The organism is Bacillus sp. FSL R9-9492 (genome assembly GCF_038007365.1).
Classification (GTDB): domain Bacteria; phylum Bacillota; class Bacilli; order Bacillales; family Bacillaceae_G; genus Bacillus_A; species Bacillus_A mycoides.
Window position 1 is genome coordinate 4,030,806 of sequence record NZ_JBBOXC010000001.1, and the last position, 21,664, is coordinate 4,052,469.

Sequence of the window (21,664 nt, forward strand, 5' to 3'; positions counted from 1 at the left end):
CCTTTTCACCCTGCCTTTTGTTGTTTCGCTTGACGTAAACGTAATCTATAAATTCCAAGTACAATCGCCGCTACAACGAGCCCCTCTCCAACTGGTAAAAAAACTGCAAAGAAAGTTAATACCGTGCATCCAATTGCTAAAGATATGTATATTACTATATTTTTTAGCACTGATAGCTTCCTTGCAAATCCTAAATTATATACAAGTGCACTCAATATAATAATTGTTCCATAAAGTAACCACATCCCTAGTTCTGGATTTTCATCAACTTTGCACAATTTCGCGAAAAATGACATTCTTTCTAACACTATCTTTCCTCCCTTCTCATAAAAACAAATTTTCTTTATGTACTTAATACAAGAGTAACTCGCAAAAAAAATACTGTCCACAAAAAAGAATAAATATTCTAAAAATAAACAAAATAAAAAAACAACTACCTTTTATAAAGGTAGTTGTTTTTTTATTTTTACGCTTCTACAGATTTCTTTTTCTTAGCAGCTCTTTCGCGCTCACTCTTATCAAGAATCTTTTTACGTAGACGAATTGATTCTGGAGTTACTTCACAGAACTCATCATCGTTTAAGTACTCTAATGACTCTTCTAAAGTCATTAAGCGTGGTTTTTTCATTGTTGAAGTTTGATCTTTCGTCGCAGAACGAATGTTCGTTTGTTGTTTCATTTTTACAACGTTAACTGTTAAATCATTCTCACGTGTATGTTCTCCAACGATCATACCAGCATATACTTCTGTACCTGGTTCAACGAAGATTACACCACGGTCTTCAACTTGCATAATACCGTATTGTGATGCTTTTCCTGCTTCAAGTGAAACTAGAACACCTTGACGACGTCCACCCACTTGTCCAGCATGTACTGGTTGGTAGCAATCAAATGTGTGGTTTAAAATACCATAACCACGAGTTAATGTTAGGAATTCTGTTGTGTAACCAATTAACCCACGTGCTGGAACCATGAAAGTAAGGCGAACTTGACCGTTTCCGTTATTCACCATATCTAACATTTCACCTTTACGTGCGCCCATTGATTCCATAATAGAACCAGTGTATTCTTCAGGAACATCGATTTGTACGCGCTCTACAGGCTCACTTCTTACGCCATCGACATCTTTAATAATTACTTCAGGCTTAGATACTTGTAGTTCATAACCTTCACGACGCATGTTTTCAATTAAGATAGATAAATGTAACTCTCCGCGTCCAGATACGATCCATGCATCAGGAGAATCTGTATTATCTACACGTAAACTTACATCTGTCTCTAATTGTGAACGAAGACGCTCTTCAATTTTACGAGAAGTAATGAATTTACCTTCACGACCTGCAAATGGGCTGTTATTTACAAGGAATGTCATTTGTAATGTTGGCTCATCAATACGTAATAATGGTAAAGCCTCTTCATGCTCAACCGGACATACCGTTTCACCTACGTTAATGTCTTCCATACCTGAAACAGCTACTAAATCTCCAGCTTTTGCTTCTTCAATTTCTTGACGTTTTAATCCAATGTAACCAAATAATTTAGTTACACGGAATTGTTTTACACTTCCGTCAACTTTCATTAATGCAACTTGTTGTCCTACTTTCATTGTACCGCGGAATACGCGTCCAACCCCAATACGACCAACATAGTCATTGTAATCAAGAAGTGCTACTTGGAATTGAAGTGGCTCTTCGCTGTTATCAATTGGTGCTGGAATATGTTCAATGATTGTGTCAAACAATGATTTCATATTCTCTTCTTGATTTGCTGGATTTGAATCTAAGCTTGCTGTTCCGTTCATTGCTGATGCAAATACAACTGGGAACTCTAATTGATCTTCGTTTGCACCAAGTTCGATGAATAAGTCAACTACTTCATCAACTACTTCATCAGGGCGAGCGAAGTCACGGTCAATTTTGTTTACAACAACGATTGGAGTTAAGTTTTGCTCAAGAGCTTTCTTTAAAACAAATCGTGTTTGTGGCATACAACCTTCATATGCATCAACTACAAGTAGAACACCATCAACCATTTTCATGATACGTTCTACTTCTCCACCGAAGTCAGCGTGACCAGGTGTATCTAAAATGTTAATTCTTTTATCTTCATAGTGAATCGCAGTATTCTTCGCTAAAATTGTAATACCACGTTCTCTTTCTAGATCATTTGAGTCCATTGCGCGTTCTTCAATATGTTCATTCGCACGGAACGTCCCCGCTTGACGTAATAACTGGTCAACAAGTGTTGTTTTACCATGGTCAACGTGGGCAATAATTGCTATATTTCGTAAATCTTGTCGTTTTTTCAACATGTCCAACTCCTAATGTCTTTTTAATCCTTCTCTATTATAAGAGCGAAGGGGATACAATGGCAATCAAAATAAAATCAAGAATGAAAATATAGTTGTATTCTTACTTTTGTGAAAGTAAAATAAGATTGGAGGGTGAAGAAATGGAACACATTCAATATCGCTTTTTATTAACAGCAATTATCGGTGTTATCTTCTTAATTGGTATCGGAATTATGATTGCTGAAAATAGTCCCATCGGCATTATTATTTGCATTATCGGCACATTTGTTACAGTTGGATACGGTTTTGTAACAAAAAGAAAAATGCGTAAATCGCAATAACATTAAAAAGTAAGAAGCTTCTTTATGCCTCTTACTTTTTTTCATTATTGCGATACAAATGGTAATAATTCTTCGTATACTCCTGGTTTTGCAACTAACACACTGCTTTTCTCTACAATAGAAAGAGGCGTTCCCAAGAACGTTGTCACTTTACCGCCAACTTCCTCTACAATAATCTGTCCCCCGCCAAAGTCCCATGGCGATAAGCGCGGTGTTACATATGCGTCTAATCTTCCCGTGGCAACATATACCATTTCTAACGCTGCACAACCATATGACCTCGTACCTCTCGCCTTCTTAACGAGCATCATCATTTTTTCCATATTAAGCAATGGATTATCAGTAAGCCATATCGCATTCAAAGCTATAACTCCATGCTCTACCGTTCCTTTTTCCAACATGGGAATAGCTAAATCATTGCAAAAAGCCCCTTCTCCCTTTACCGCATGATATAGTTCGTCATGAACTGGATCATAAATAAGACCAATCTTTCCGATACCGTTCTCATAAATCCCGATTGAGATTGCGAAATTTCTTTTTTGATGAACAAAGTTCATCGTGCCATCAATTGGATCAATTAACCAAACAACCCCATTAGAAGAGGTAATCTCATCTCCATAGCCTTCTTCTCCTAAAATATTATGAGCCGGGAATGTTTCTTTAATTTTCCCAATTAAAAACTGCTCCGTTTCTCGGTCCATATTTGTTACTAGATCAGCTGCATTTGACTTTGTTTCTATAATAAGTGTTTTTTTCAGTGACGCCATTAATTGTTCTCCGGCTTCTCGAATCCACTGTTTCGCGTGTGTATCGATGTCTTTCCATACTTCTTGCATGTTTAAACACTCCGATCTATACTGTTCACAGAAAAAACGAACCCTTTATAAGGTTCGCACCAACTAATTATTTATACATATACTATTATTACGCTTCTAAACGGATCATTTCAAGTCTTAACACTTCTAATTTTTGTACGCACTCTTCTTTTTTCTGTTTGTCGTTATCCATCATCGCATCATATAAAGTTGCTAATTCATAATCTAGCTCCAAACGTAGCACCGGAATTCTCTTTTCAGCATCTGTTCTCTTTAACGCATTAATCACCTGTCTCATTTTTTTTGCCTCCTCCCAATATTCGTCTGCCCTCGGACTAGAATTGATTCAATTTTCTGATTTTTTGTTTTATACTATACTATGTTGGATAAATCATCTATGCAACAAAATTATATTTTTTTATTTAAATTTTTTTGTGATGTTTTTTTTATGAATAGTACAAGCTATGCTAAAATTAAAACAAAATAGGAGTTGGAGGAACAATCATGACACTACAAACATTCACATCAACTGATTTTGAAGTCTTTACTGTTGATGGTCTTGAAGAACGAATGAGCGCAATTAAAACGAATATTCATCCTAAGCTAGAAGCTTTAGGGGAACAATTTGCAGAATATTTATCACAACAAACTGATGAAAACTTTTTCTACCATGTAGCAAAACATGCACGCCGCAAAGTCAATCCACCAAACGATACTTGGGTTGCTTTTTCAACAAATAAACGTGGATATAAAATGTTACCACACTTTCAAATTGGTTTATGGGGTACTCACGCCTTCATATACTTTGGTTTAATCTATGAGTGTCCACAAAAAGTGGAGACGGCTCACGCCTTCTTAGAACATTTAAATGATTTAAAAACAAATATTCCAAATGACTTCGTTTGGTCCATTGACCATACTAAACCAGGTGTAAAACTACATAAAACGCTTGAAACGGAAGACTTACAAAAGATGATTGAACGTTTAGCTACTGTGAAAAAAGCAGAGTTATTAGTCGGTATTCATATATCACCAGAGGAGTTTTCAGCAATGACCAACGAACAATTCCTTGCTAAGATTGAATCTACGATGCAACCACTCCTTCCTTTATATGCACTTTGTAATCGATAGTAGAAAACGGACAATTTATATTGTCCGTTTTTAGTTGTTATCACATTATAGCACTTCGCATTTTAATTTTCAAAATATTTTTACATTTTTACAATCTTTTTTTCCGCTACTTCTTTTGCTCTTTGAATCGTACGATATATAGAATATCCACTTACTTCTTGAAATTCTTTATCAATTTTTTTCTCCGCTGCCTTCGATGGCACAATCTCTTTAAAACGACGATATAATTCCATCAAATCTTCTCTCAAAACTCCTTTTTCATATACCTTTTCAATCGCTTCATAAAACTTTACAACTGCTACCATTTCTTCATTTGACCAATTGTAATCAAGTGGATATTGATATTCCATTTTTGCACCTCATTCAGTATTCTTTCTTTTTCCATTATGCTACCTTTAAGACAGCCTTTTATTCTTCACTATAGCCACTCTGCATTATACACCATTTATCCATTTCAATGGAATTGTCTTCCTCTTTGCAGTATTTAAAATATAACTATTAAACATACTCACCTTGAAAAGGCGATTTTTCTATACATCTATAATTATTGGTGATATAATGCTTTTGTTTTATAGAGAATAAAGTGAGACTACCATCCCCAAAAAGGCTTTTGCGAATGGCAGAAAAACAAGTCAAGTTCTAAAAGTTTGTCATCTTAATTTCCTTTTAGAATGAGATGAAATCATATAAAACAAACTCTAATAAATATTACGAAGAAGAAGGGGTGTATAGATTGTCCCAATACGAAACACCATTGTTTACCGCTTTAGTTGAGCACAGTAAGCGAAATCCAGTTCAATTCCATATTCCTGGTCATAAAAAAGGACAGGGCATGGATCCTACATTTCGCGAATTTATTGGGCATAATGCATTAGCAATTGATTTAATTAATATTGCGCCGCTCGATGATTTACATCATCCAAAAGGTATGATTAAAGAAGCACAGGATTTAGCAGCCGCTGCTTTCGGTGCAGATCATACGTTCTTTTCTATTCAAGGTACAAGTGGTGCAATTATGACAATGGTGATGAGCGTGTGCGGTCCTGGGGATAAAATCCTCGTGCCACGGAATGTGCATAAATCAGTAATGTCAGCTATTATTTTCTCAGGTGCAAAACCAATTTTCATGCATCCTGAGATTGATCCGAAGCTCGGTATTTCACATGGGATCACAATTCAATCTGTCAAAAAGGCTCTTGAAGAGCACTCAGATGCGAAAGGCTTACTTGTTATAAATCCAACATATTTTGGGTTTGCTGCAGATTTAGAGCAGATTGTAGAATTAGCTCATTCTTACGATATTCCTGTACTTGTTGATGAGGCTCACGGTGTTCATATCCATTTTCATGATGAACTACCAATATCAGCTATGCAAGCAGGTGCAGATATGGCAGCAACAAGTGTTCACAAATTAGGTGGGTCTTTAACCCAAAGCTCTATTCTTAATGTAAAAGAAGGTCTTGTGAACGTAAAGCATGTCCAATCCATTATTAGCATGCTTACGACTACATCAACTTCTTACATTTTGTTAGCATCCCTTGATGTTGCTAGAAAACGTCTTGCTACAGAAGGAACAGCTCTCATAGAACAAACAATACAATTAGCTGAGCATGTTCGTGATGCTATTAATGCTATTGAGCATCTTTATTGTCCCGGAAAAGAAATGCTAGGAACAGATGCTACTTTTAACTATGATCCTACAAAGATAATTGTATCTGTAAAAGATTTAGGTATTACAGGCCATCAGGCTGAAGTATGGCTTAGAGAACATTACAACATTGAAGTAGAACTCTCTGATTTATATAACATACTTTGTCTTATCACATTTGGAGATACAGAAAGTGAAACAGATACACTTATTACAGCATTACAAGATTTAGCAGCAACATATAGAAATAGAGCAGACAAAGGTGTTCAAGTACAAGTAGAAATACCAGAAATACCTGTGCTAGCACTTTCTCCTAGAGATGCTTTTTATTCAGAAACAGAAGTCATTCCATTTGAAAACGCAGCAGGTCGTATTATAGCTGATTTTGTTATGGTTTATCCACCAGGGATTCCAATCTTTACTCCGGGGGAAATTATTACACAAGATAACTTAGAGTATATTCTTAAAAATTTAGAAGCTGGGTTACCTGTACAAGGTCCTGAAGATATGACATTACAAACATTACGTGTTATTAAAGAGTACAAGCCTATCAGTTGATAGGCTTTTCTTTCACCTTTTTTCTCTTTTTTTCATACGATACTAAAGAATTTGACATTCCCACCCTAATGGGGCAAGCTAACTAACCTCAGTGGGATTTTTGCTACCTAAGGCGAAGTCCATTTCTGGTATCGCTGACGTGCAAGATTGCGGTGTGCCATCACCACTCTCACAACAAATCGTATAGGTTCGTGAGCTACGGTACTATAACCATACCGTACAGATTCGTGTTCAGGTGTTTTAGCGTCTTGTTCTTGACGACACATATCATTTTACCGATAGCTTGAATTCGGCTATCGAACTCCCTATGCTATCTTTTTTCAAAGAACACATTGGCGTTTTAAAGACTTGTACTTGTCTGTAGTTAAAGTCTACCAAAATATAAAGTGAAACTTTAATCAGTGGGGTTTTGTTCATCCCCACTGATTATTAGCCTTCACCAATCGGGCGTTTACGGACAGCAGGGCTCCAGCCGAATTTTGAGGTGGAATTCTTACTGCCCGCAAATAGCGGGATAAATGTTTTTCTATGAAAAAGCGATACTTTCATCCTATGTCTAAAGTCCAATATAGGCTTTCCCGTATCGCGAAATCTGTAACGTATAGGTGGGGATACCATTATGATTGTGATAGGCCGTTCTATTGTACACCCTTATATCACAAATGAATATGAGCCATTTGCAGCTGAAAAACAACAGATTTTATCCATAATGGCGGGAAATCAAGAAGTTTATTCCTTCCGAACAGCCGATGAACTCAGCTTTGATCTTAATTTACGAGTTAATATTATTACTTCCGCGCTAGAACTTTTTCAAAGTGGATTTCAGTTTCGTACGTTTCAACAATCTTTTTGCAACCCTCAGTTTTGGGAAAGAACATCACTTGGCGGATTTCAACTACTCCCAAACATAGCCCCTTCCATTGCCATCCAAGATATTTTTAAAAACGGAAAACTATATGGAACTGAATGTGCCACCGCAATGATTATCATTTTTTACAAAGCATTACTATCATTATATGAGGAAAAAACTTTCAACCGTCTATTCGCAAACCTCTTACTTTATACATGGGACTACGATCGCGACTTAAAGCTCATAACAAAAACGAGTGGCGATATCGTTCCAGGTGACCTCGTTTACTTTAAAAATCCACAAGTTAATCCAGCTACGATTGAGTGGCAAGGAGAAAATACAATCTATCTAGGAAACTTCTTTTTTTACGGACATGGCGTAGGCGTAAAAACGAAAGAGGAAATTATTTATTCATTAAATGAACGAAGGATTCCTTATGCTTTTATTTCAGCTTATTTAACCGATTTTATTACTCGTATTGATAGCCGTATGATGAGTCAATATGCCCCTCCTAACACGCCACAAACATCAATAGGATTTATTCCTATTAGAGATGATGCAATTGTTGCAACAGTCGGGCATACAACTACAATCTATTAAAAAAACGCCTACATGTGTAGGCGTTTTTTCTTAATTATTAAGCTTTTGTATGTTCTGTATGGTCACATTCGCAATGAGATCCACATTTCCCATAAAGTACTGTTGATTTTTCATCTTCAAAATGTCCGATTGTTCCTTCACAAACTTGGCATACGATTGTTCCCATTTTCATTTCCCCCTGAGTTTAAAGAATAATCTACTTATATATGATTAAGCTTTCGCATTGTCTCTACTAGCACAGTCACAATTGGAACCACATTTCCCATAAAGTACTGTCGTTTTCTCATCTTCAAAATGTCCGATTGTTCCTTCACAAACTTGGCATACGATTGTTCCCATTTTTCATTTCCCCCTAAGTTTATGGTCCTAAAAACTTTTAGCTGTCAATTTCCTATCAATTATTGGGCTTTTGTATGTTCTGTGTGATCACATCCGCAAGATCCACATTTCCCGTAAAGTACCGTTACTTTCTCATCCTCGAAGTGTGCAATTGTACCTTCACAATCTTGACATACGATTGTTCCCATTTTTCATTTCCCCCTAAGTTTATAATCCCAAAAACTTTTGTAACCGCTTAACTTTCTGTCTTTATTTTAATATGTTATACTTTTTACGTCAATAGGTTTTTAGTATAACACATTAAATATTTTAAAATTAAATTAGTATGCGATATTAACACAAAAAAACAGCCATATCTCATACGTACGACTGTTTCTTGTTAATTATTCTTCATACTCCGCATGCAAAGAAGTAGACGGAACAAGAAATTTAAAAAACTGAGCTAACTCCTCCGCCTCCTCTTCCGATCCTAACTTAAAAGTTTCCTGTATATATGGAACATTTTCTACATCATCTCTCCCAAGCAAAGTAGATCTCCCTGTTTGCATACAAACAATAAGTGGCTTTCCAAAAAACATATTTGTATAAATAACTCCAAAATCATAACGTGTATCATGCGTCATAAATCCTAAAAATCGTACCTTCACACTTTCATGCTCATCATACAATTTTTCAAACATGAGTTTCCACCTTTCTAAATAACACTTCCTACTCATTAATATATTAAACAAAAAAAGTAATACTCCTTTTAATTGTCAAAAAATTCAGTAGGATGTAGAATGATATTATTCTACTAAGCTAAGGGGGAATTTGTATGCAACACGCCTTTATCACACTTGTACCTAAATCCAATCAACAATCTGTTTCAATAGAAGATGTTAAACACCTTTTTCATAACTATAAAACCGTTACTTCCAAGACTGGTGATCAAATTAATTATGCTTATACAAATACAGCTTTTCCTTATGAAATATTAGATACATCAGCAACAACATTAAAACTCCAATCGAGTCACGATCGATATGATTCTATTTATGTTGGGATTGGAATAGAAAAGGAACAATCTTTTATTCAGGTTTCTTTGCCTACTACAGCAACATTTGGTGATAAAGGAAAAGCAAATGAATTTAGCCGTTTTCTAGCGAAGAAATTAGAAGGAGAGTTACAACTATTTAATGGAAGAACAATGTATTTCTATAAACGTTAATTTAAAAAATAGAGAATATGATTAAAAAAAGTATGCAATTTGAACACGTAAGGAATAATGCCTGCTTTCTTACGTGTAATACAAAACATGCAATCACATATGCCAAATAAAGAAATACGAAAAAGAGAATTACTTTATAATGAAACTTATCACCATTCGATAATGTTAATACAATGGAAAAACCACTCCATAATAGAAAATGATAAAATATAACATGTAATATTCTCATGGAACCTTCTCCTTTGACATGCTCTATTTTATTAATATATGGGATTAAGTTTGAATCAATTACATATTATATAACGGCATATATGCTAACGGTTCATTTAAAGTATTATATATTCATTCGACAAGTACATATAAAGACCTTGCAAGTCATTTTATGAAAATAAAAATACCCCATCTCTTTAAATAAGAGATGGGGTATTTACATTACTTAAATTATTTTACAATGTGAATTGGCATTCCAAGAGCAACTTCAGCTGCTTCCATTGTGATTTCACCTAATGTTGGGTGAGCATGGATTGTTTGAGCGATATCTTCAGCTGTCATTCCAGCTTCGATAGCTAAACCAATCTCAGAGATAATATCAGAAGCACCTGCACCTGCAACTTGTGCACCTACAAGAAGACCATCTTCTTTACGCGTTACAAGTTGTAAGAAACCGTCAGTGCTGTTTAATGATAACGCACGACCGTTTGCAGCGAATGGGAACTTAGATACAGCTACTTTCATTCCTGCTTCTTCAGCTTGTTTCTTAGTGTAACCAACAGATGCTAATTCTGGATCAGTGAAGCATACTGCAGGAATTCCGATGTAATCGATTGCTGATGCATGGCCACTAATTACTTCAACAGCTACTTTACCTTCGTAAGAAGCTTTGTGAGCTAATGGTGGTCCAGGAACGATATCACCGATTGCATAGATGTTTGAAATATTTGTACGGCATTGCTCATCAATTTCGATAATGCCACGGTCAGTCATTTTAATTCCAACTTGCTCAAGACCGATTTCTTGAGTGTTTGGACGACGACCTACAGTTACTAATACGTAATCTGCTTCTACAGTTTGGATTTCACCGTTAACTTCAAAGCTAACTTTTACGCCAGTTTCTGTTTCTTCAACGCCTTTAGCCATAGCTTTTGTATGGATATTTACGTTACCTTTTTTCTGTAGAGCACGTTTAACAACAGAGCTCATAGCTTTTTCGAAACCAGCTAAGATTTCGTCGCCAGCTTCTACTACAGTAACTTCTGTACCGAAGTTAGCATATGCAGTACCTAATTCCATACCGATGTAACCGCCGCCGATTACAACAAGTTTTTTAGGAATTTCAGGTAAGCTTAAAGCGCCTGTAGAGTTGATAACACGTTTAGAGTATTTGAATCCTGGAATTTCGATTGGTGTAGAACCAGTTGCAAGAACAGCATTTTTAAACGTATAAGTTTGTGCTGCATCTTCAGTCATTACGCGTAATGTATTAGCATCTACGAAGTAAGCTTCACCGCGAATGATTTCAACTTTGTTACCTTTAAGAAGGCCTTCAACACCGCCAGTTAATTTCTTAACTACGCCGTTTTTCCATTCTTGAACTTTTGTAAAGTCAACTTTTACGTTCTCTGCAGTGATACCCATGTCATCAGAATGCATTGCATTCTCATAACGATGACCTGCATTGATTAACGCTTTTGAAGGAATACATCCAACGTTTAAGCATACGCCACCAAGGTTAGATTTTTCAATAATCGCTACCTTTTGACCTAATTGTGCTGCACGAATTGCCGCAACGTATCCACCAGGACCTGCACCAACAACGACTGTATCTAATTCAATTGGGAAATCTCCTACTACCATTGTTATTACGCCTCCATTACTAATAATTGTGGGTCATTCAATAGACGTTTAATTTGGTTTAATGCTTTTTGAGCAGTTGCGCCGTCAATTAAACGATGGTCAAAGCTTAGAGATAATGCTAATACTGGAGCTGCAACGATTTCACCGTTTTTCACAACTGGTTTCTCAGCGATACGGCCGATACCAAGGATTGCTACTTCTGGGTGATTGATAACTGGAGTGAACCATTGTCCACCTGCAGAACCAATGTTTGTAATTGTGCAAGAAGCACCTTTCATTTCAGTTGGAGCTAAACGACCATCACGTGCTTTACCAGCAAGTTCATTGATCTCGTTAGAAATAGTAAAGATAGATTTACGATCTGTATCTTTAACAACTGGTACTAATAGACCTTTGTCTGTATCAGCTGCGATACCGATGTTGAAGTAATGTTTATGAACGATTTCTTGAGAAGCATCGTCTAAAGCAGTATTCAACATTGGGAATTCACGTAATGCAGATGTTAAAGCTTTTACAACGTATGGAAGGTAAGTTAATTTAATACCTTTGTCAGCTGCAACAGCTTTGAACTTCTTACGGTGAGCAACAAGTTCTGTTACATCTACTTCATCCATTAATGTTACGTGAGGAGCTGTATGCTTAGAGTTAACCATTGCTTTCGCAATCGCTTTACGGATACCACTCATTTTCTCACGAGTTTCTGGATATTCACCAGCTGGGATTGGTTGTGCTTTTGGTGCTTCTTCTTTCGCTGCTGCTGCTGCTGGAGTAGCTTCTACTGCTGCTGGAGCCTCAGTTGCTGCTACAGTTTGTCCACCATTTGCAAATGCATCGATGTCAGTTTTCACAACACGGCCGTTCTTACCAGAACCAGCTACTTTATGAATATCTACACCTTTTTCACGAGCATATTTACGAACAGATGGCATAGCGATTACTCGCTCATTTACTACTTCTGCAGTTGCTGCTGGAGTAGTTTCCGCTGCTGGAGCTTCTACTGCTGCTTCTTCAGCTTTTGGAGCTTCATCATGATCGTCACCTTTAAATTTAAGGTTTTCGTATCCAGGAGCATCAAATTTAATTAATGTATCTCCTACAATTGCAACTGTTCCTTCTTCTACAAGTACTTCAAGTACTTTACCTTTAACAGGAGAAGGGATTTCTACTACTGCTTTATCATTTTGTACTTCAAGAAGTACATCGTCTTCATTTACTTCATCGCCTGGTTTAATAAACCATTTTACGATTTCACCTTCGTGGATACCTTCACCGATATCTGGTAGTTTAAATTCAAATGCCACGGAATTCAGCCCCCTGATTCATTTCATTATTATGGAATATGTACAAAAGAAACCAGCATGTGCTGATTTCTTTTGCACATGAAAAACTAAAAATTAGAAGTTCATTACTTTGTTAACAGCTTCAACAATATCTTTATGGTTTGGTAACCATACGCTCTCAGCTTGAGAGAATGGGAATACTGTATCAGCAGCTGCAACACGTACAACTGGAGCTTCTAAGTTTAAGATTGCACGGTCGTTAATTTCCGCTACAACGTTAGCTGCAATACCAGCTTGTTTTTGAGCTTCTTGAACTACAACTACGCGGCCTGTTTTTTCAACAGAAGCGATGATTGTTTCGATATCTAATGGTTGAACTGTACGTAAGTCAACAACCTCTAAAGAGATACCTTCTTTTTCAAGTTCTTCAGCAGCTTTTAATGCAGCATGAACCATAGCACCATAAGCGATAACAGATACATCTGTACCTTCACGTTTGATGTCAGCTTTGCCTAAATCAATTGTGTAATCACCTTCTGGTACATCTTGACGGAATGAACGGTACAATTTCATATGCTCTAAGTAGATAACTGGATCGTTGTCACGAATCGCAGAGATTAAAAGACCTTTTGCATCGTATGGAGTAGATGGAATAACAACTTTTAGACCAGGTTGTTGTGCCACTAATCCTTCTAAGCTATCAGCATGTAGTTCAGGAGTATGAACACCACCACCGAATGGAGAACGAATTGTTACTGGAGCAGTCCAACGTCCACCAGAACGGTAACGCATACGAGCTAATTGACCAGAAACTGAATCCATTACTTCATAAATGAAACCGAAGAATTGGATTTCTGGAACTGGACGGAAGCCTTCAAGTGCAAGTCCAACTGCAAGTCCACCAATACCAGACTCTGCAAGTGGAGTATCCATTACACGATCTTCACCGAATTCAGCTTGTAAACCTTCAGTAGCACGGAATACTCCGCCGTTTACACCAACGTCTTCACCAAACACAAGTACGTTAGGATCATTTTTCATTTCAACGCGTAAAGCATCAGTGATTGCTTGAATCATTGTCATTTGAGCCATGGCTTACTTCGACTCCTTTTCTTTGTAAATTTCATATTGTTCAGCTAAGTTGTAAGGCATTTTTTCGTACATGATTTCCATTAAATCAGTAACTTTTTGTTTTGGAGCTTGGTCAGCCTTAGCAATTGCTTGTTTGATATCTTCTTTTGCTTCTTCGATAACTTTCTCTTCAACTTCTTGAGACCATAGGCCTTTGTTTTCTAAGAATGCACGGAAGCGTACGATTGGATCTTTTTGTTCCCATTCGTTTTCGATATCTTTTGTACGGTAACGAGTTGGGTCATCACCAGCCATTGTATGTGGACCATAACGGAATGTTAAAGTCTCGATTAAAGTAGGACCTTCGCCATTTACTGCGCGCTCACGAGCGAAAGCAGTTGCTGCGTATACAGCTAATGGATCCATACCGTCTACTTGAATTCCGTAAATACCTGCTGCTACTGCTTTTTGTGCTACAGTTTTAGCTGCAGATTGCTTTTCTACTGGAGTAGAGATTGCATAACGGTTGTTTTGTACAACGAAGATTGCTGGAGCTTTGAATGCACCCGCAAAGTTCATACCTTCGTAGAAGTCACCTTGTGAAGCACCACCGTCACCAGTGTAAGTAATTGCAACAGATTTTTTACCACGTAATTTCATACCTAACGCAACACCAGCAGTTTGGATGATTTGCGCACCGATAATGATTTGTGGAGCAAGTGCATTTACATTCTCAGGCATTTGGTTACCCATGAAATGTCCACGAGAGAATAAGAATGCTTGGTATAATGGTAGACCGTGCCACACTAATTGTGGAACGTCACGATATCCTGGTAAGATGAAATCTTCTGCTTCAAGTGCGAAATGACTTGCTAATTGAGAAGCCTCTTGTCCAGCAGTTGGTGCGTAGAAACCTAAACGTCCTTGACGGTTTAAAGAAATAGAACGTTGATCTAGTACGCGAGTATACACCATACGGCGCATTAATTCTTTTAATTGATCATCAGATAATTCAGGCATAGCTGCTTCATTCACAACTTCGCCTTTTTCATTTAAAATTTGTAATGTTTCAAATTGAGCTGCGATAGCTTTCATTTGCTCATCAACATTAAATAGGGTCTTTTTTGTTTTAGTACCCATTCCGTTCACCTCTTCCTCTCTTGAACCATATTCTGAAACGCTTTCACTATCTATTAGCTAGACTGAAAGCGCAACAATGTAAACCAACAAATTTGTTTGTCGGTTGAGAATAATTTTGTGTACCTAACAATCTGTACTAATGTTTTTTCAAAAACATATTAATACAATCTTGATCACGTTTTTTAGTTTACAACTATTCTAATTACGATGTCAATTACTTTGAATACGTTTTTTTATAAATAATATGCCGGTTTCCTCTACACAAACGTGTTTTTATTTTTCACATCTGTATTAGTAAGCAATAACCTGCTGTTATATTATTCCCTTTTTAACTTATTTTTTCTCTTAGAATAATATGTAAACGATTTAATTCTCCTTAGTTTTTCTCTCTTCTCAAGAAAATTATACAAACACTTCTTCCTTTTATAGGTAAATACCTATACATTTCTGATCATTCCTCCATACATTATAGTAACCGCAGTATTAGCGGGAAATGATAAAGGAGGTCATCTCATGTACGGATACTCATATTGCTATCCAACAACTTGTTCATATCCTTCCTACGGTTATGGCGGTTCTTGTGGCGGATCTGGAAGCGGCTTCGCCTTAATCGTTGTGTTGTTTATCCTTTTAATTATCGTTGGTGCTGCTTGCATTCGCTAATTAATGTAAAATGAAACAACTATGGAAAGAAACAGACGGCTTTGCCGTCTTTTCTTTTTATTACATAACTTATCTGTAGAAGATTTGTTTCCAAGTAGCTCTTCCTTACTTGCCGATGACTTTTTTTATCTCCTTTGGTAGACTAGAGGAGAAAGGAGAGATTACATATGCTTACAATGAATGAGGTAATTCGTGAAGGAAATCCTATTTTGCGCGACGTCGCAGAAGAGGTCTCCTTACCTGCTAGCGAGGAAGATACAAATACTCTTAAAGAAATGATTGAATTTGTAATAAATAGCCAGGACCCTGAAATGGCTGAAAAATATAATTTACGCCCCGGAATCGGATTAGCGGCTCCGCAAATCGGTATTTCAAAGAAAATGATTGCGGTTCATGTAACTGATACGAACGATACGTTATATAGCTACGCATTATTTAACCCAAAAATCATTAGTCATTCTGTTGAACGTACATATTTACAAAATGGTGAAGGCTGTCTATCTGTAGACCGTGAAGTACCTGGTTATGTCCCTCGTTACACGAGAATTACAGTAAAGGCAACAACGATTAACGGTGAAGACGTAAAACTGCGATTAAAAGGTTTACCAGCAATTGTATTCCAACATGAAATCGACCATTTAAACGGTGTTATGTTCTATGACCATATTAATAAAGACAATCCATTTGTGGCTCCCGATGATTCAAAACCTCTCGAGCGATAATAGTAAAAAGGCGGAAGTTAACCTTCCGCCTTTTTATTATATGAAATGGGTTCCACACTTACTTATAACAAGCCAGCCCACTTTAATCCGTGATAAATACCGTCTTCATTAACATCTTTTGTCACATAATTAGCAAGTTTTTTCAAATCCTCATGACCATTCCCCATCACAATACCCGTTCCTACTGCTTCAATCATTTCTAAATCATTTAATCCGTCCCCAAATGCATATACTTGTTCACGATTAAATCCTATTTTCTCAATAAACTTCTCAATCCCTTTTGCCTTAGAACCACCATTAGGGATAATATCCATTGAATATGCATGCCAGCGTATAAAATGAAAATCTGGATAATGATGAATAAACTTTTCTTCTTCGTTTACTTCACAAAAAAGAAGCGTTTGATAAATATCGCGTTTCTCATAAAAATCAGGTTCATATGCCGGATGCTCGAATTGTAAGCTTCCAAAACCTTCTTTTACATAATCATGATATTCCACTGACGCTCTCATTTCTTGATGGTCAAGATATACAAGTGGATATCCTTCTTGTTTTGCAAACTGAGTAAACTTATGTAGTGCATCAGGATGTAATGGATTATTAAATAATACCTCATCCTCAAATACAACATACTGCCCGTTAAAACTAACATAATTATGTATATTGAGTTCCTCACGAATATCTTCAAACATAAATGGCGCACGCCCTGTCGCAATCGCTACATGCACACCTTTTTCTTGTAAATCTCTTACTGCATCTCTTGTAGATTGCGGAATTTTCTTATCATGATCTAATAATGTTCCATCAATATCAAAAAAGACAATTTTATCATTCATTTGTCAAAATCCTTTCTGGCACTCTATATTCCTATTTTGATTATCACTTTTCAAATTTCAAAAAAAAGTATAACATATTAAACATCTGTGAAGAAAGCGTTCACTTTCTGACCTTATTTATGAAATGTGCATATACTATTAGTGAAAAAATGTGGATACTTGTTCGGATGAATTTTCTTTTCTATTCTTCCTCATACTATATCTATAACTAACGGCTACTAATCGTTACTACAAGATAACTTACACTATACTAAAAAGAACAAGATTCACTATTCACTTCTAATCTTCTTTCTTGTATGGGAGACAGAGTTATCATTAGTAATATGCATGTTTTAAATAAGGAAAGGAAGGAGTAATCATGCTGAAGAAGCTGAAGAAAAAGCTCAAGCGTTATTTAAACGATTTAGTCCGTAAGAAGACAATCGCTTAAATTGTGCCCATTTCGGGCTTTTTCTTCATTCTCATTCGAAAAAACATGAAAATCGTGACTGTTTGCTTTATAATAAGTAACAGATAATGCAAAACATAGACAAGGAGAGGTTTTCCAAATGATTTTTAAAGTATTTTATCAAGAAAAATTAACTGAGGTCCCAGTACGTGAAAATACAAAAGTTTTATATTTAGAGGCTACGTCTCAAAAGGATGTTCGTAAAAAATTAAATAAGTTCGCATATAATATCGAGTTCGTTCAGTCTGTTACTGGTGCTCATCTTGAATATGAAAAACAAAACGCTGATTTAATATTAGCGGAGATCGTATAGTCATATGAAATTCCTAAAAAATGATCAAGCTGCCGTTTTTGCCCTCGGTGGTCTTGGTGAAATCGGTAAAAATACATATGCTGTTCAATTTCAAGATGAAATTATTATAATTGATGCTGGAATTAAATTTCCAGAAGACGAACTCCTCGGGATCGATTATGTAATACCAGATTACACTTATTTTGTGCGAAACGAAGATAAAATTAAAGGGTTATTCATTACACATGGTCACGAAGATCATATCGGTGGAATTCCTTATCTATTACGTCAAGTAAACATTCCAATTTACGGCGGAAAATTAGCAATTGCCCTAATAAAAAACAAATTAGAAGAGCACGGATTACTTCGTAAAGCAAAACTTTATGAAATTCAAGAAGATGATGTTATTAAATTTAAAAAGACATCTGTTTCCTTCTTCCGTACAACTCACAGTATTCCGGATTCATACGGAGTTGTTGTGAAAACACCTCAAGGACAAGTCGTTCATACAGGTGATTTCAAATTTGATTTCACACCAGTAGGTGAGCCAGCAGATTTAACAAAAATGGCCGAAATCGGAAAAGACGGTGTACTTTGTCTCTTATCTGATAGTACAAACAGTGAAGTGCCAAACTTTACGATGTCTGAGCGCCGCGTTGGTGATAGTATTCAAGATATATTCCGCAAAGTAGACGGTCGTATTATATTCGCAACCTTTGCATCGAATATCCATCGCTTACAACAAGTTGTTGAGGCTGCTGTTGAAAACAATCGTAAAGTAGCTGTATTCGGTCGAAGTATGGAAGCGGCTATTGAAATCGGACAAAACCTTGGTTATATCCGGTGTCCAAAGGATACATTCATAGACACAGCTCAGCTAAACCGCCTACCAGCTAATAAAGTTGTTATGTTATGTACAGGTAGTCAAGGGGAGCCGATGGCAGCACTTTCACGTATTGCCAATGGTACACATCGTCAAATTCAAATTATCCCTGGCGATACAGTTGTTTTCTCTTCTTCACCAATCCCAGGCAATACAATTAGTGTAAGTCGTACAATTAACATGTTGTACCGCGCTGGTGCTGATGTAATCCATGGTAAACTCTCAAATATTCATACGAGTGGACACGGTGGACAAGAAGAACAAAAGTTAATGCTACGTCTTATTAAGCCGAAATATTTCATGCCAATTCATGGTGAATATCGTATGCAACGTATGCATATGAAATTAGCGAATGATTGTGGTATTCCAGAAGAAAATTGTTTCATTATGGATAATGGAGATGTTCTTGCTTTACGTTCTGATGAAGCAAGCGTAGCTGGGAAAATCCCATCTGGCTCTGTCTATATCGATGGAAATGGTATTGGAGATATCGGTAATATCGTATTACGTGATCGTCGCATTCTTTCTGAAGAAGGACTTGTTATTGTAGTTGTAAGCATTGATATGAAAGAATTTAAAGTTGCAGCAGGACCTGATATCATCTCGCGTGGTTTCGTTTATATGCGTGAAAGCAGCGATTTAATCAACGATGCTCAAACATTAATTACAACACATTTAGAAAAAGTAATGGAGCGAAAAACAACACAATGGTCTGAAATTAAAAATGAGATTACAGACACATTAGCACCATTCCTATACGAAAAAACGAAACGTCGTCCAATGATTTTACCAATCATTATGGAAATATAAGAAAAAGGACAATGCCTCCTCGGCATTGTCCTTTTCTCTTATCTTAAAAAATGCTTAAAACGATCTACTTCATCGTCATGACCAATTACAATTAATATATCTCCCGCCTGAACGTTTTCTGTAGCTCGAGGAGATACGATAACTTCTTTTCCACGTTTAATTGCTACAATGTTCAAACCAAACTTCGCACGAATATCTAATTCAATTAAAGAGTGCCCATCAATTTTTTTATTTGCGATAATCTCTACAATACTATGCTCATCTGAAAGCTCTAGGTAATCTAACACATTACTTGATGCGATATTATTAGCAATCCTTTTTCCCATATCTCGTTCTGGATGCACAATATGATCTGCCCCTATTTTACTTAACACTTTTTCATGATAGTCATTTTGAGCTTTTACAGTAATATTTTTCACACCTAATTCTTTCAAAATTAACGTTGTTAAAATACTTGAATTCAAATTATCTCCAATAGCAACGACTACATGATCAAAATTACGAATACCAAGACTTTTTAATACCATCTCATCTGTTGAATCTGCAATTACAGCATGCGAAGCTATATTTGCAAACTCATTAATTTTATCCTCATCTGAGTCAATTGCCATTACTTCCATACCTAATTGAGCTAATTCACGGCAAATACTTCCACCAAAACGGCCAAGCCCAATAACAGCAAATTCTTTCTCTTTTTCGCCCACAGGAATTCCTCCAATAACATCAAATACTATGTACTTTTATTGTAACATACTTTAAATTCGCTACAAAAACCTGTATATACTTCTTATTTTTGTTTTTGCATATAAAAATACTGTTGTAAATAAAACGCGATACCGAAAATTAACATACCAAATACAAATATATTTCCAAATGAACTAAATGTTTCAAAAACGAACAATAGCGTTTCTTGTCCGAAAAAAGCAAATAAAAGTTGTGTAAATGCGAATAACAGTGCCAATATGTAATGATGTTGATGGAATAAATAATGTGTTGCGCCTAAAAAAGCTACAAGCGAAACAATGAAGATCCACCAAGTTTCTAAAAACAATTGCCAATTAGTAAATTGATATCCATTTACTAATATCGCAATAATTCCTATAACTGCCATCGTCGGCACACTCCATAATAATGCACGCCCTCTAAAGAAGTGCGCACCTTTTGCATCTCCTTTTTCATTTGCGATGTATGTTAGCACGACAGTACTTATATACAAAACAGAGAGGATTGTTAAAACAATGATAAGCCAAAAATGTAATTGATAATATTCATGTTCTATATTCGTCACAATTGCAGCTAACATACATGGAATAAACATCCCTGTCCAACCATCTATTTTTCTTTCGTTCCAAAACACCGTATTACCAATCCGAATTCCTAATAGCATAAAAATAATGATACCTAGTACAAATAACGTAGTCTTATTCCCTACTAAACTCGTCGAGAAAGCAATTAATCCAATAAATAAAAAAAGAACAAATCCATTCATAATTTCTAGTACAGGTGACAAATATCTTTTCACCCATTTGTATGTTTCTTCATATTCACTATTATTTGCTAAACGATAGGCGTAAAAACTTATCCCAAAATAAACCGCCGCAATAATAACATATGCATATAAGACGAAACATAAAATCGCACTGCTAATTTGCACGTCATTCCCCACCCTTTTTTCTATGTATCACATTGATTTTACACACTTTTCATACTAAAAGTAAACATATATAGGGTAGTTAAATAATTATCTTCCCTATTAGCAATAATTAATAATGAGCAGTGGCTAAAAACCCCCTGCTCATTATTAAGACGTCAAATTTAACTTTACTCATTTGTATGAAGATGTCTAACACTAACGAATACGAAAGATGTTTTCGTCTCTGAACTAA

26 protein-coding genes are annotated in these 21,664 nt (G+C 36.2%); 9 read left to right on the forward strand and 17 right to left on the reverse strand.

What is annotated here, in order from left to right:
- Positions 1-5: 5 nt before the first annotated feature.
- Together MKY70_RS20375 and typA are read right to left on the reverse strand one after the other, a co-directional pair.
- Positions 6-308 carry a YlaH-like family protein gene (locus tag MKY70_RS20375; protein ID WP_000893662.1) on the reverse strand — a complete coding sequence of 101 codons (303 nt, stop codon included), beginning with the start codon at positions 306-308 and terminating at the stop codon, positions 6-8.
- Between the two features lie 158 nt (positions 309-466).
- A complete protein-coding gene (gene typA / locus MKY70_RS20380) occupies positions 467-2,311 on the reverse strand; it encodes a translational GTPase TypA (RefSeq protein WP_002014867.1) in 1,845 nt (614 codons plus the stop codon).
- A gap of 140 nt (positions 2,312-2,451) precedes the next feature.
- Here typA and MKY70_RS20385 point away from each other — a divergent pair, with 140 nt between their 5' ends.
- Entirely contained in the window at positions 2,452-2,631 is a 180-nt protein-coding gene (locus MKY70_RS20385) for a DUF5325 family protein (protein WP_000400127.1), read from the forward strand.
- 44 nt (positions 2,632-2,675) lie between these two features.
- On the opposite strand, the gene MKY70_RS20390 is transcribed toward MKY70_RS20385, so the two are convergent.
- The gene (locus MKY70_RS20390; protein WP_002033721.1) at positions 2,676-3,467 is read right to left on the reverse strand and encodes an inositol monophosphatase family protein; all 792 of its coding nucleotides are present in this window, start codon (positions 3,465-3,467) and stop codon (positions 2,676-2,678) included.
- A gap of 88 nt (positions 3,468-3,555) precedes the next feature.
- Positions 3,556-3,744, reverse strand: coding sequence for a hypothetical protein (locus MKY70_RS20395; RefSeq protein ID WP_002121995.1), 189 nt, complete (start codon positions 3,742-3,744; stop codon positions 3,556-3,558).
- A 206-nt stretch (positions 3,745-3,950) separates the two neighbouring features.
- Here MKY70_RS20395 and MKY70_RS20400 point away from each other — a divergent pair, with 206 nt between their 5' ends.
- A complete protein-coding gene (locus MKY70_RS20400; RefSeq protein ID WP_002014864.1) occupies positions 3,951-4,577 on the forward strand; it encodes a YktB family protein in 627 nt (208 codons plus the stop codon).
- Between the two features lie 80 nt (positions 4,578-4,657).
- Here the strand turns inward: MKY70_RS20400 and MKY70_RS20405 are convergent, their stop codons facing one another.
- Positions 4,658-4,927, reverse strand: coding sequence for a UPF0223 family protein (locus tag MKY70_RS20405; protein WP_002014862.1), 270 nt, complete (start codon positions 4,925-4,927; stop codon positions 4,658-4,660).
- Between the two features lie 383 nt (positions 4,928-5,310).
- Between MKY70_RS20405 and speA the strand changes: the two genes are divergently transcribed.
- Positions 5,311-6,783 (forward strand): arginine decarboxylase, encoded by a 1,473-nt coding sequence (speA, locus tag MKY70_RS20410; RefSeq protein ID WP_002128878.1) that lies wholly within the window; start codon positions 5,311-5,313, stop codon positions 6,781-6,783.
- Between the two features lie 619 nt (positions 6,784-7,402).
- The gene (locus MKY70_RS20415) at positions 7,403-8,233 is read left to right on the forward strand and encodes a protein-glutamine gamma-glutamyltransferase (RefSeq protein ID WP_002066931.1); all 831 of its coding nucleotides are present in this window, start codon (positions 7,403-7,405) and stop codon (positions 8,231-8,233) included.
- A gap of 37 nt (positions 8,234-8,270) precedes the next feature.
- On the opposite strand, the gene MKY70_RS20420 is transcribed toward MKY70_RS20415, so the two are convergent.
- From MKY70_RS20420 to MKY70_RS20435, 4 genes are all read right to left on the reverse strand, one after another.
- Positions 8,271-8,399, reverse strand: a complete 129-nt coding sequence (locus tag MKY70_RS20420) for a GapA-binding peptide SR1P (protein ID WP_002111497.1) — start codon at positions 8,397-8,399, stop codon at positions 8,271-8,273.
- Between the two features lie 44 nt (positions 8,400-8,443).
- Entirely contained in the window at positions 8,444-8,572 is a 129-nt protein-coding gene (locus MKY70_RS20425; RefSeq protein WP_002033839.1) for a GapA-binding peptide SR1P, read from the reverse strand.
- 59 nt (positions 8,573-8,631) lie between these two features.
- Complete coding sequence (locus MKY70_RS20430) at positions 8,632-8,760, reverse strand: GapA-binding peptide SR1P (RefSeq protein ID WP_000536778.1); 129 nt, start codon at positions 8,758-8,760, stop codon at positions 8,632-8,634.
- A gap of 195 nt (positions 8,761-8,955) precedes the next feature.
- Positions 8,956-9,252 (reverse strand): DUF3055 domain-containing protein, encoded by a 297-nt coding sequence (locus tag MKY70_RS20435; RefSeq protein ID WP_000462037.1) that lies wholly within the window; start codon positions 9,250-9,252, stop codon positions 8,956-8,958.
- Positions 9,253-9,386: 134 nt separating this feature from the next.
- On the opposite strand from MKY70_RS20435, the gene MKY70_RS20440 reads away from it, so the two are divergent.
- Positions 9,387-9,779: a DUF1885 family protein gene (locus MKY70_RS20440; protein ID WP_002014853.1), complete on the forward strand. Its 393-nt coding sequence runs from the start codon at positions 9,387-9,389 to the stop codon at positions 9,777-9,779.
- A gap of 1 nt (position 9,780) precedes the next feature.
- On the opposite strand, the gene MKY70_RS20445 is transcribed toward MKY70_RS20440, so the two are convergent.
- From MKY70_RS20445 to pdhA, 5 genes are all read right to left on the reverse strand, one after another.
- Positions 9,781-10,008, reverse strand: coding sequence for a hypothetical protein (locus tag MKY70_RS20445; protein ID WP_002088334.1), 228 nt, complete (start codon positions 10,006-10,008; stop codon positions 9,781-9,783).
- Between the two features lie 212 nt (positions 10,009-10,220).
- Positions 10,221-11,633 (reverse strand): dihydrolipoyl dehydrogenase, encoded by a 1,413-nt coding sequence (gene lpdA / locus MKY70_RS20450; protein ID WP_088034438.1) that lies wholly within the window; start codon positions 11,631-11,633, stop codon positions 10,221-10,223.
- A 5-nt stretch (positions 11,634-11,638) separates the two neighbouring features.
- On the reverse strand, positions 11,639-12,934 hold the full coding sequence (gene pdhC / locus MKY70_RS20455) for a pyruvate dehydrogenase complex dihydrolipoyllysine-residue acetyltransferase (RefSeq protein ID WP_341074555.1): 1,296 nt from the start codon (positions 12,932-12,934) through the stop codon (positions 11,639-11,641).
- 93 nt (positions 12,935-13,027) lie between these two features.
- Positions 13,028-14,005, reverse strand: coding sequence for a pyruvate dehydrogenase complex E1 component subunit beta (gene pdhB / locus MKY70_RS20460; protein WP_000068162.1), 978 nt, complete (start codon positions 14,003-14,005; stop codon positions 13,028-13,030).
- A 3-nt stretch (positions 14,006-14,008) separates the two neighbouring features.
- On the reverse strand, positions 14,009-15,124 hold the full coding sequence (gene pdhA / locus MKY70_RS20465; RefSeq protein WP_000536893.1) for a pyruvate dehydrogenase E1 component subunit alpha: 1,116 nt from the start codon (positions 15,122-15,124) through the stop codon (positions 14,009-14,011).
- Between the two features lie 513 nt (positions 15,125-15,637).
- On the opposite strand from pdhA, the gene MKY70_RS20470 reads away from it, so the two are divergent.
- Positions 15,638-15,787 (forward strand): YjcZ family sporulation protein, encoded by a 150-nt coding sequence (locus MKY70_RS20470; protein ID WP_002014847.1) that lies wholly within the window; start codon positions 15,638-15,640, stop codon positions 15,785-15,787.
- Positions 15,788-15,954: 167 nt separating this feature from the next.
- A complete protein-coding gene (gene def / locus MKY70_RS20475; RefSeq protein ID WP_002014846.1) occupies positions 15,955-16,509 on the forward strand; it encodes a peptide deformylase in 555 nt (184 codons plus the stop codon).
- 62 nt (positions 16,510-16,571) lie between these two features.
- Here the strand turns inward: def and MKY70_RS20480 are convergent, their stop codons facing one another.
- On the reverse strand, positions 16,572-17,345 hold the full coding sequence (locus tag MKY70_RS20480; protein WP_002014845.1) for a Cof-type HAD-IIB family hydrolase: 774 nt from the start codon (positions 17,343-17,345) through the stop codon (positions 16,572-16,574).
- Positions 17,346-17,893: 548 nt separating this feature from the next.
- On the opposite strand from MKY70_RS20480, the gene MKY70_RS20485 reads away from it, so the two are divergent.
- The gene (locus tag MKY70_RS20485) at positions 17,894-18,106 is read left to right on the forward strand and encodes a DNA-dependent RNA polymerase subunit epsilon (protein WP_000576436.1); all 213 of its coding nucleotides are present in this window, start codon (positions 17,894-17,896) and stop codon (positions 18,104-18,106) included.
- A 4-nt stretch (positions 18,107-18,110) separates the two neighbouring features.
- Positions 18,111-19,778 carry a ribonuclease J1 gene (gene rnjA, locus MKY70_RS20490; RefSeq protein WP_002033834.1) on the forward strand — a complete coding sequence of 556 codons (1,668 nt, stop codon included), beginning with the start codon at positions 18,111-18,113 and terminating at the stop codon, positions 19,776-19,778.
- A gap of 38 nt (positions 19,779-19,816) precedes the next feature.
- Here the strand turns inward: rnjA and MKY70_RS20495 are convergent, their stop codons facing one another.
- A complete protein-coding gene (locus tag MKY70_RS20495; protein WP_000504033.1) occupies positions 19,817-20,482 on the reverse strand; it encodes a potassium channel family protein in 666 nt (221 codons plus the stop codon).
- Positions 20,483-20,565: 83 nt separating this feature from the next.
- Entirely contained in the window at positions 20,566-21,432 is an 867-nt protein-coding gene (locus MKY70_RS20500) for a hypothetical protein (protein ID WP_002014843.1), read from the reverse strand.
- Positions 21,433-21,664 lie beyond the last annotated feature (232 nt).

What these genes read in the sequence shown, in the direction of transcription:
- typA (WP_002014867.1), bottom strand. Translation starts at nt 2,311, where the DNA reads ATGTTGAAAAAACGACAAGATTTACGAAATATAGCAATTATTGCCCAC.
- MKY70_RS20385 (WP_000400127.1), top strand. Translation starts at nt 2,452, where the DNA reads ATGGAACACATTCAATATCGCTTTTTATTAACAGCAATTATCGGTGTT.
- MKY70_RS20390 (WP_002033721.1), bottom strand. Translation starts at nt 3,467, where the DNA reads ATGCAAGAAGTATGGAAAGACATCGATACACACGCGAAACAGTGGATT.
- MKY70_RS20395 (WP_002121995.1), bottom strand. Translation starts at nt 3,744, where the DNA reads ATGAGACAGGTGATTAATGCGTTAAAGAGAACAGATGCTGAAAAGAGA.
- MKY70_RS20400 (WP_002014864.1), top strand. Translation starts at nt 3,951, where the DNA reads ATGACACTACAAACATTCACATCAACTGATTTTGAAGTCTTTACTGTT.
- MKY70_RS20405 (WP_002014862.1), bottom strand. Translation starts at nt 4,927, where the DNA reads ATGGAATATCAATATCCACTTGATTACAATTGGTCAAATGAAGAAATG.
- MKY70_RS20415 (WP_002066931.1), top strand. Translation starts at nt 7,403, where the DNA reads ATGATTGTGATAGGCCGTTCTATTGTACACCCTTATATCACAAATGAA.
- MKY70_RS20420 (WP_002111497.1), bottom strand. Translation starts at nt 8,399, where the DNA reads ATGGGAACAATCGTATGCCAAGTTTGTGAAGGAACAATCGGACATTTT.
- MKY70_RS20425 (WP_002033839.1), bottom strand. Translation starts at nt 8,572, where the DNA reads ATGGGAACAATCGTATGCCAAGTTTGTGAAGGAACAATCGGACATTTT.
- MKY70_RS20430 (WP_000536778.1), bottom strand. Translation starts at nt 8,760, where the DNA reads ATGGGAACAATCGTATGTCAAGATTGTGAAGGTACAATTGCACACTTC.
- MKY70_RS20435 (WP_000462037.1), bottom strand. Translation starts at nt 9,252, where the DNA reads ATGTTTGAAAAATTGTATGATGAGCATGAAAGTGTGAAGGTACGATTT.
- MKY70_RS20440 (WP_002014853.1), top strand. Translation starts at nt 9,387, where the DNA reads ATGCAACACGCCTTTATCACACTTGTACCTAAATCCAATCAACAATCT.
- MKY70_RS20445 (WP_002088334.1), bottom strand. Translation starts at nt 10,008, where the DNA reads ATGAGAATATTACATGTTATATTTTATCATTTTCTATTATGGAGTGGT.
- lpdA (WP_088034438.1), bottom strand. Translation starts at nt 11,633, where the DNA reads ATGGTAGTAGGAGATTTCCCAATTGAATTAGATACAGTCGTTGTTGGT.
- pdhB (WP_000068162.1), bottom strand. Translation starts at nt 14,005, where the DNA reads ATGGCTCAAATGACAATGATTCAAGCAATCACTGATGCTTTACGCGTT.
- pdhA (WP_000536893.1), bottom strand. Translation starts at nt 15,124, where the DNA reads ATGGGTACTAAAACAAAAAAGACCCTATTTAATGTTGATGAGCAAATG.
- MKY70_RS20470 (WP_002014847.1), top strand. Translation starts at nt 15,638, where the DNA reads ATGTACGGATACTCATATTGCTATCCAACAACTTGTTCATATCCTTCC.
- def (WP_002014846.1), top strand. Translation starts at nt 15,955, where the DNA reads ATGCTTACAATGAATGAGGTAATTCGTGAAGGAAATCCTATTTTGCGC.
- MKY70_RS20480 (WP_002014845.1), bottom strand. Translation starts at nt 17,345, where the DNA reads ATGAATGATAAAATTGTCTTTTTTGATATTGATGGAACATTATTAGAT.
- MKY70_RS20485 (WP_000576436.1), top strand. Translation starts at nt 17,894, where the DNA reads ATGATTTTTAAAGTATTTTATCAAGAAAAATTAACTGAGGTCCCAGTA.
- rnjA (WP_002033834.1), top strand. Translation starts at nt 18,111, where the DNA reads ATGAAATTCCTAAAAAATGATCAAGCTGCCGTTTTTGCCCTCGGTGGT.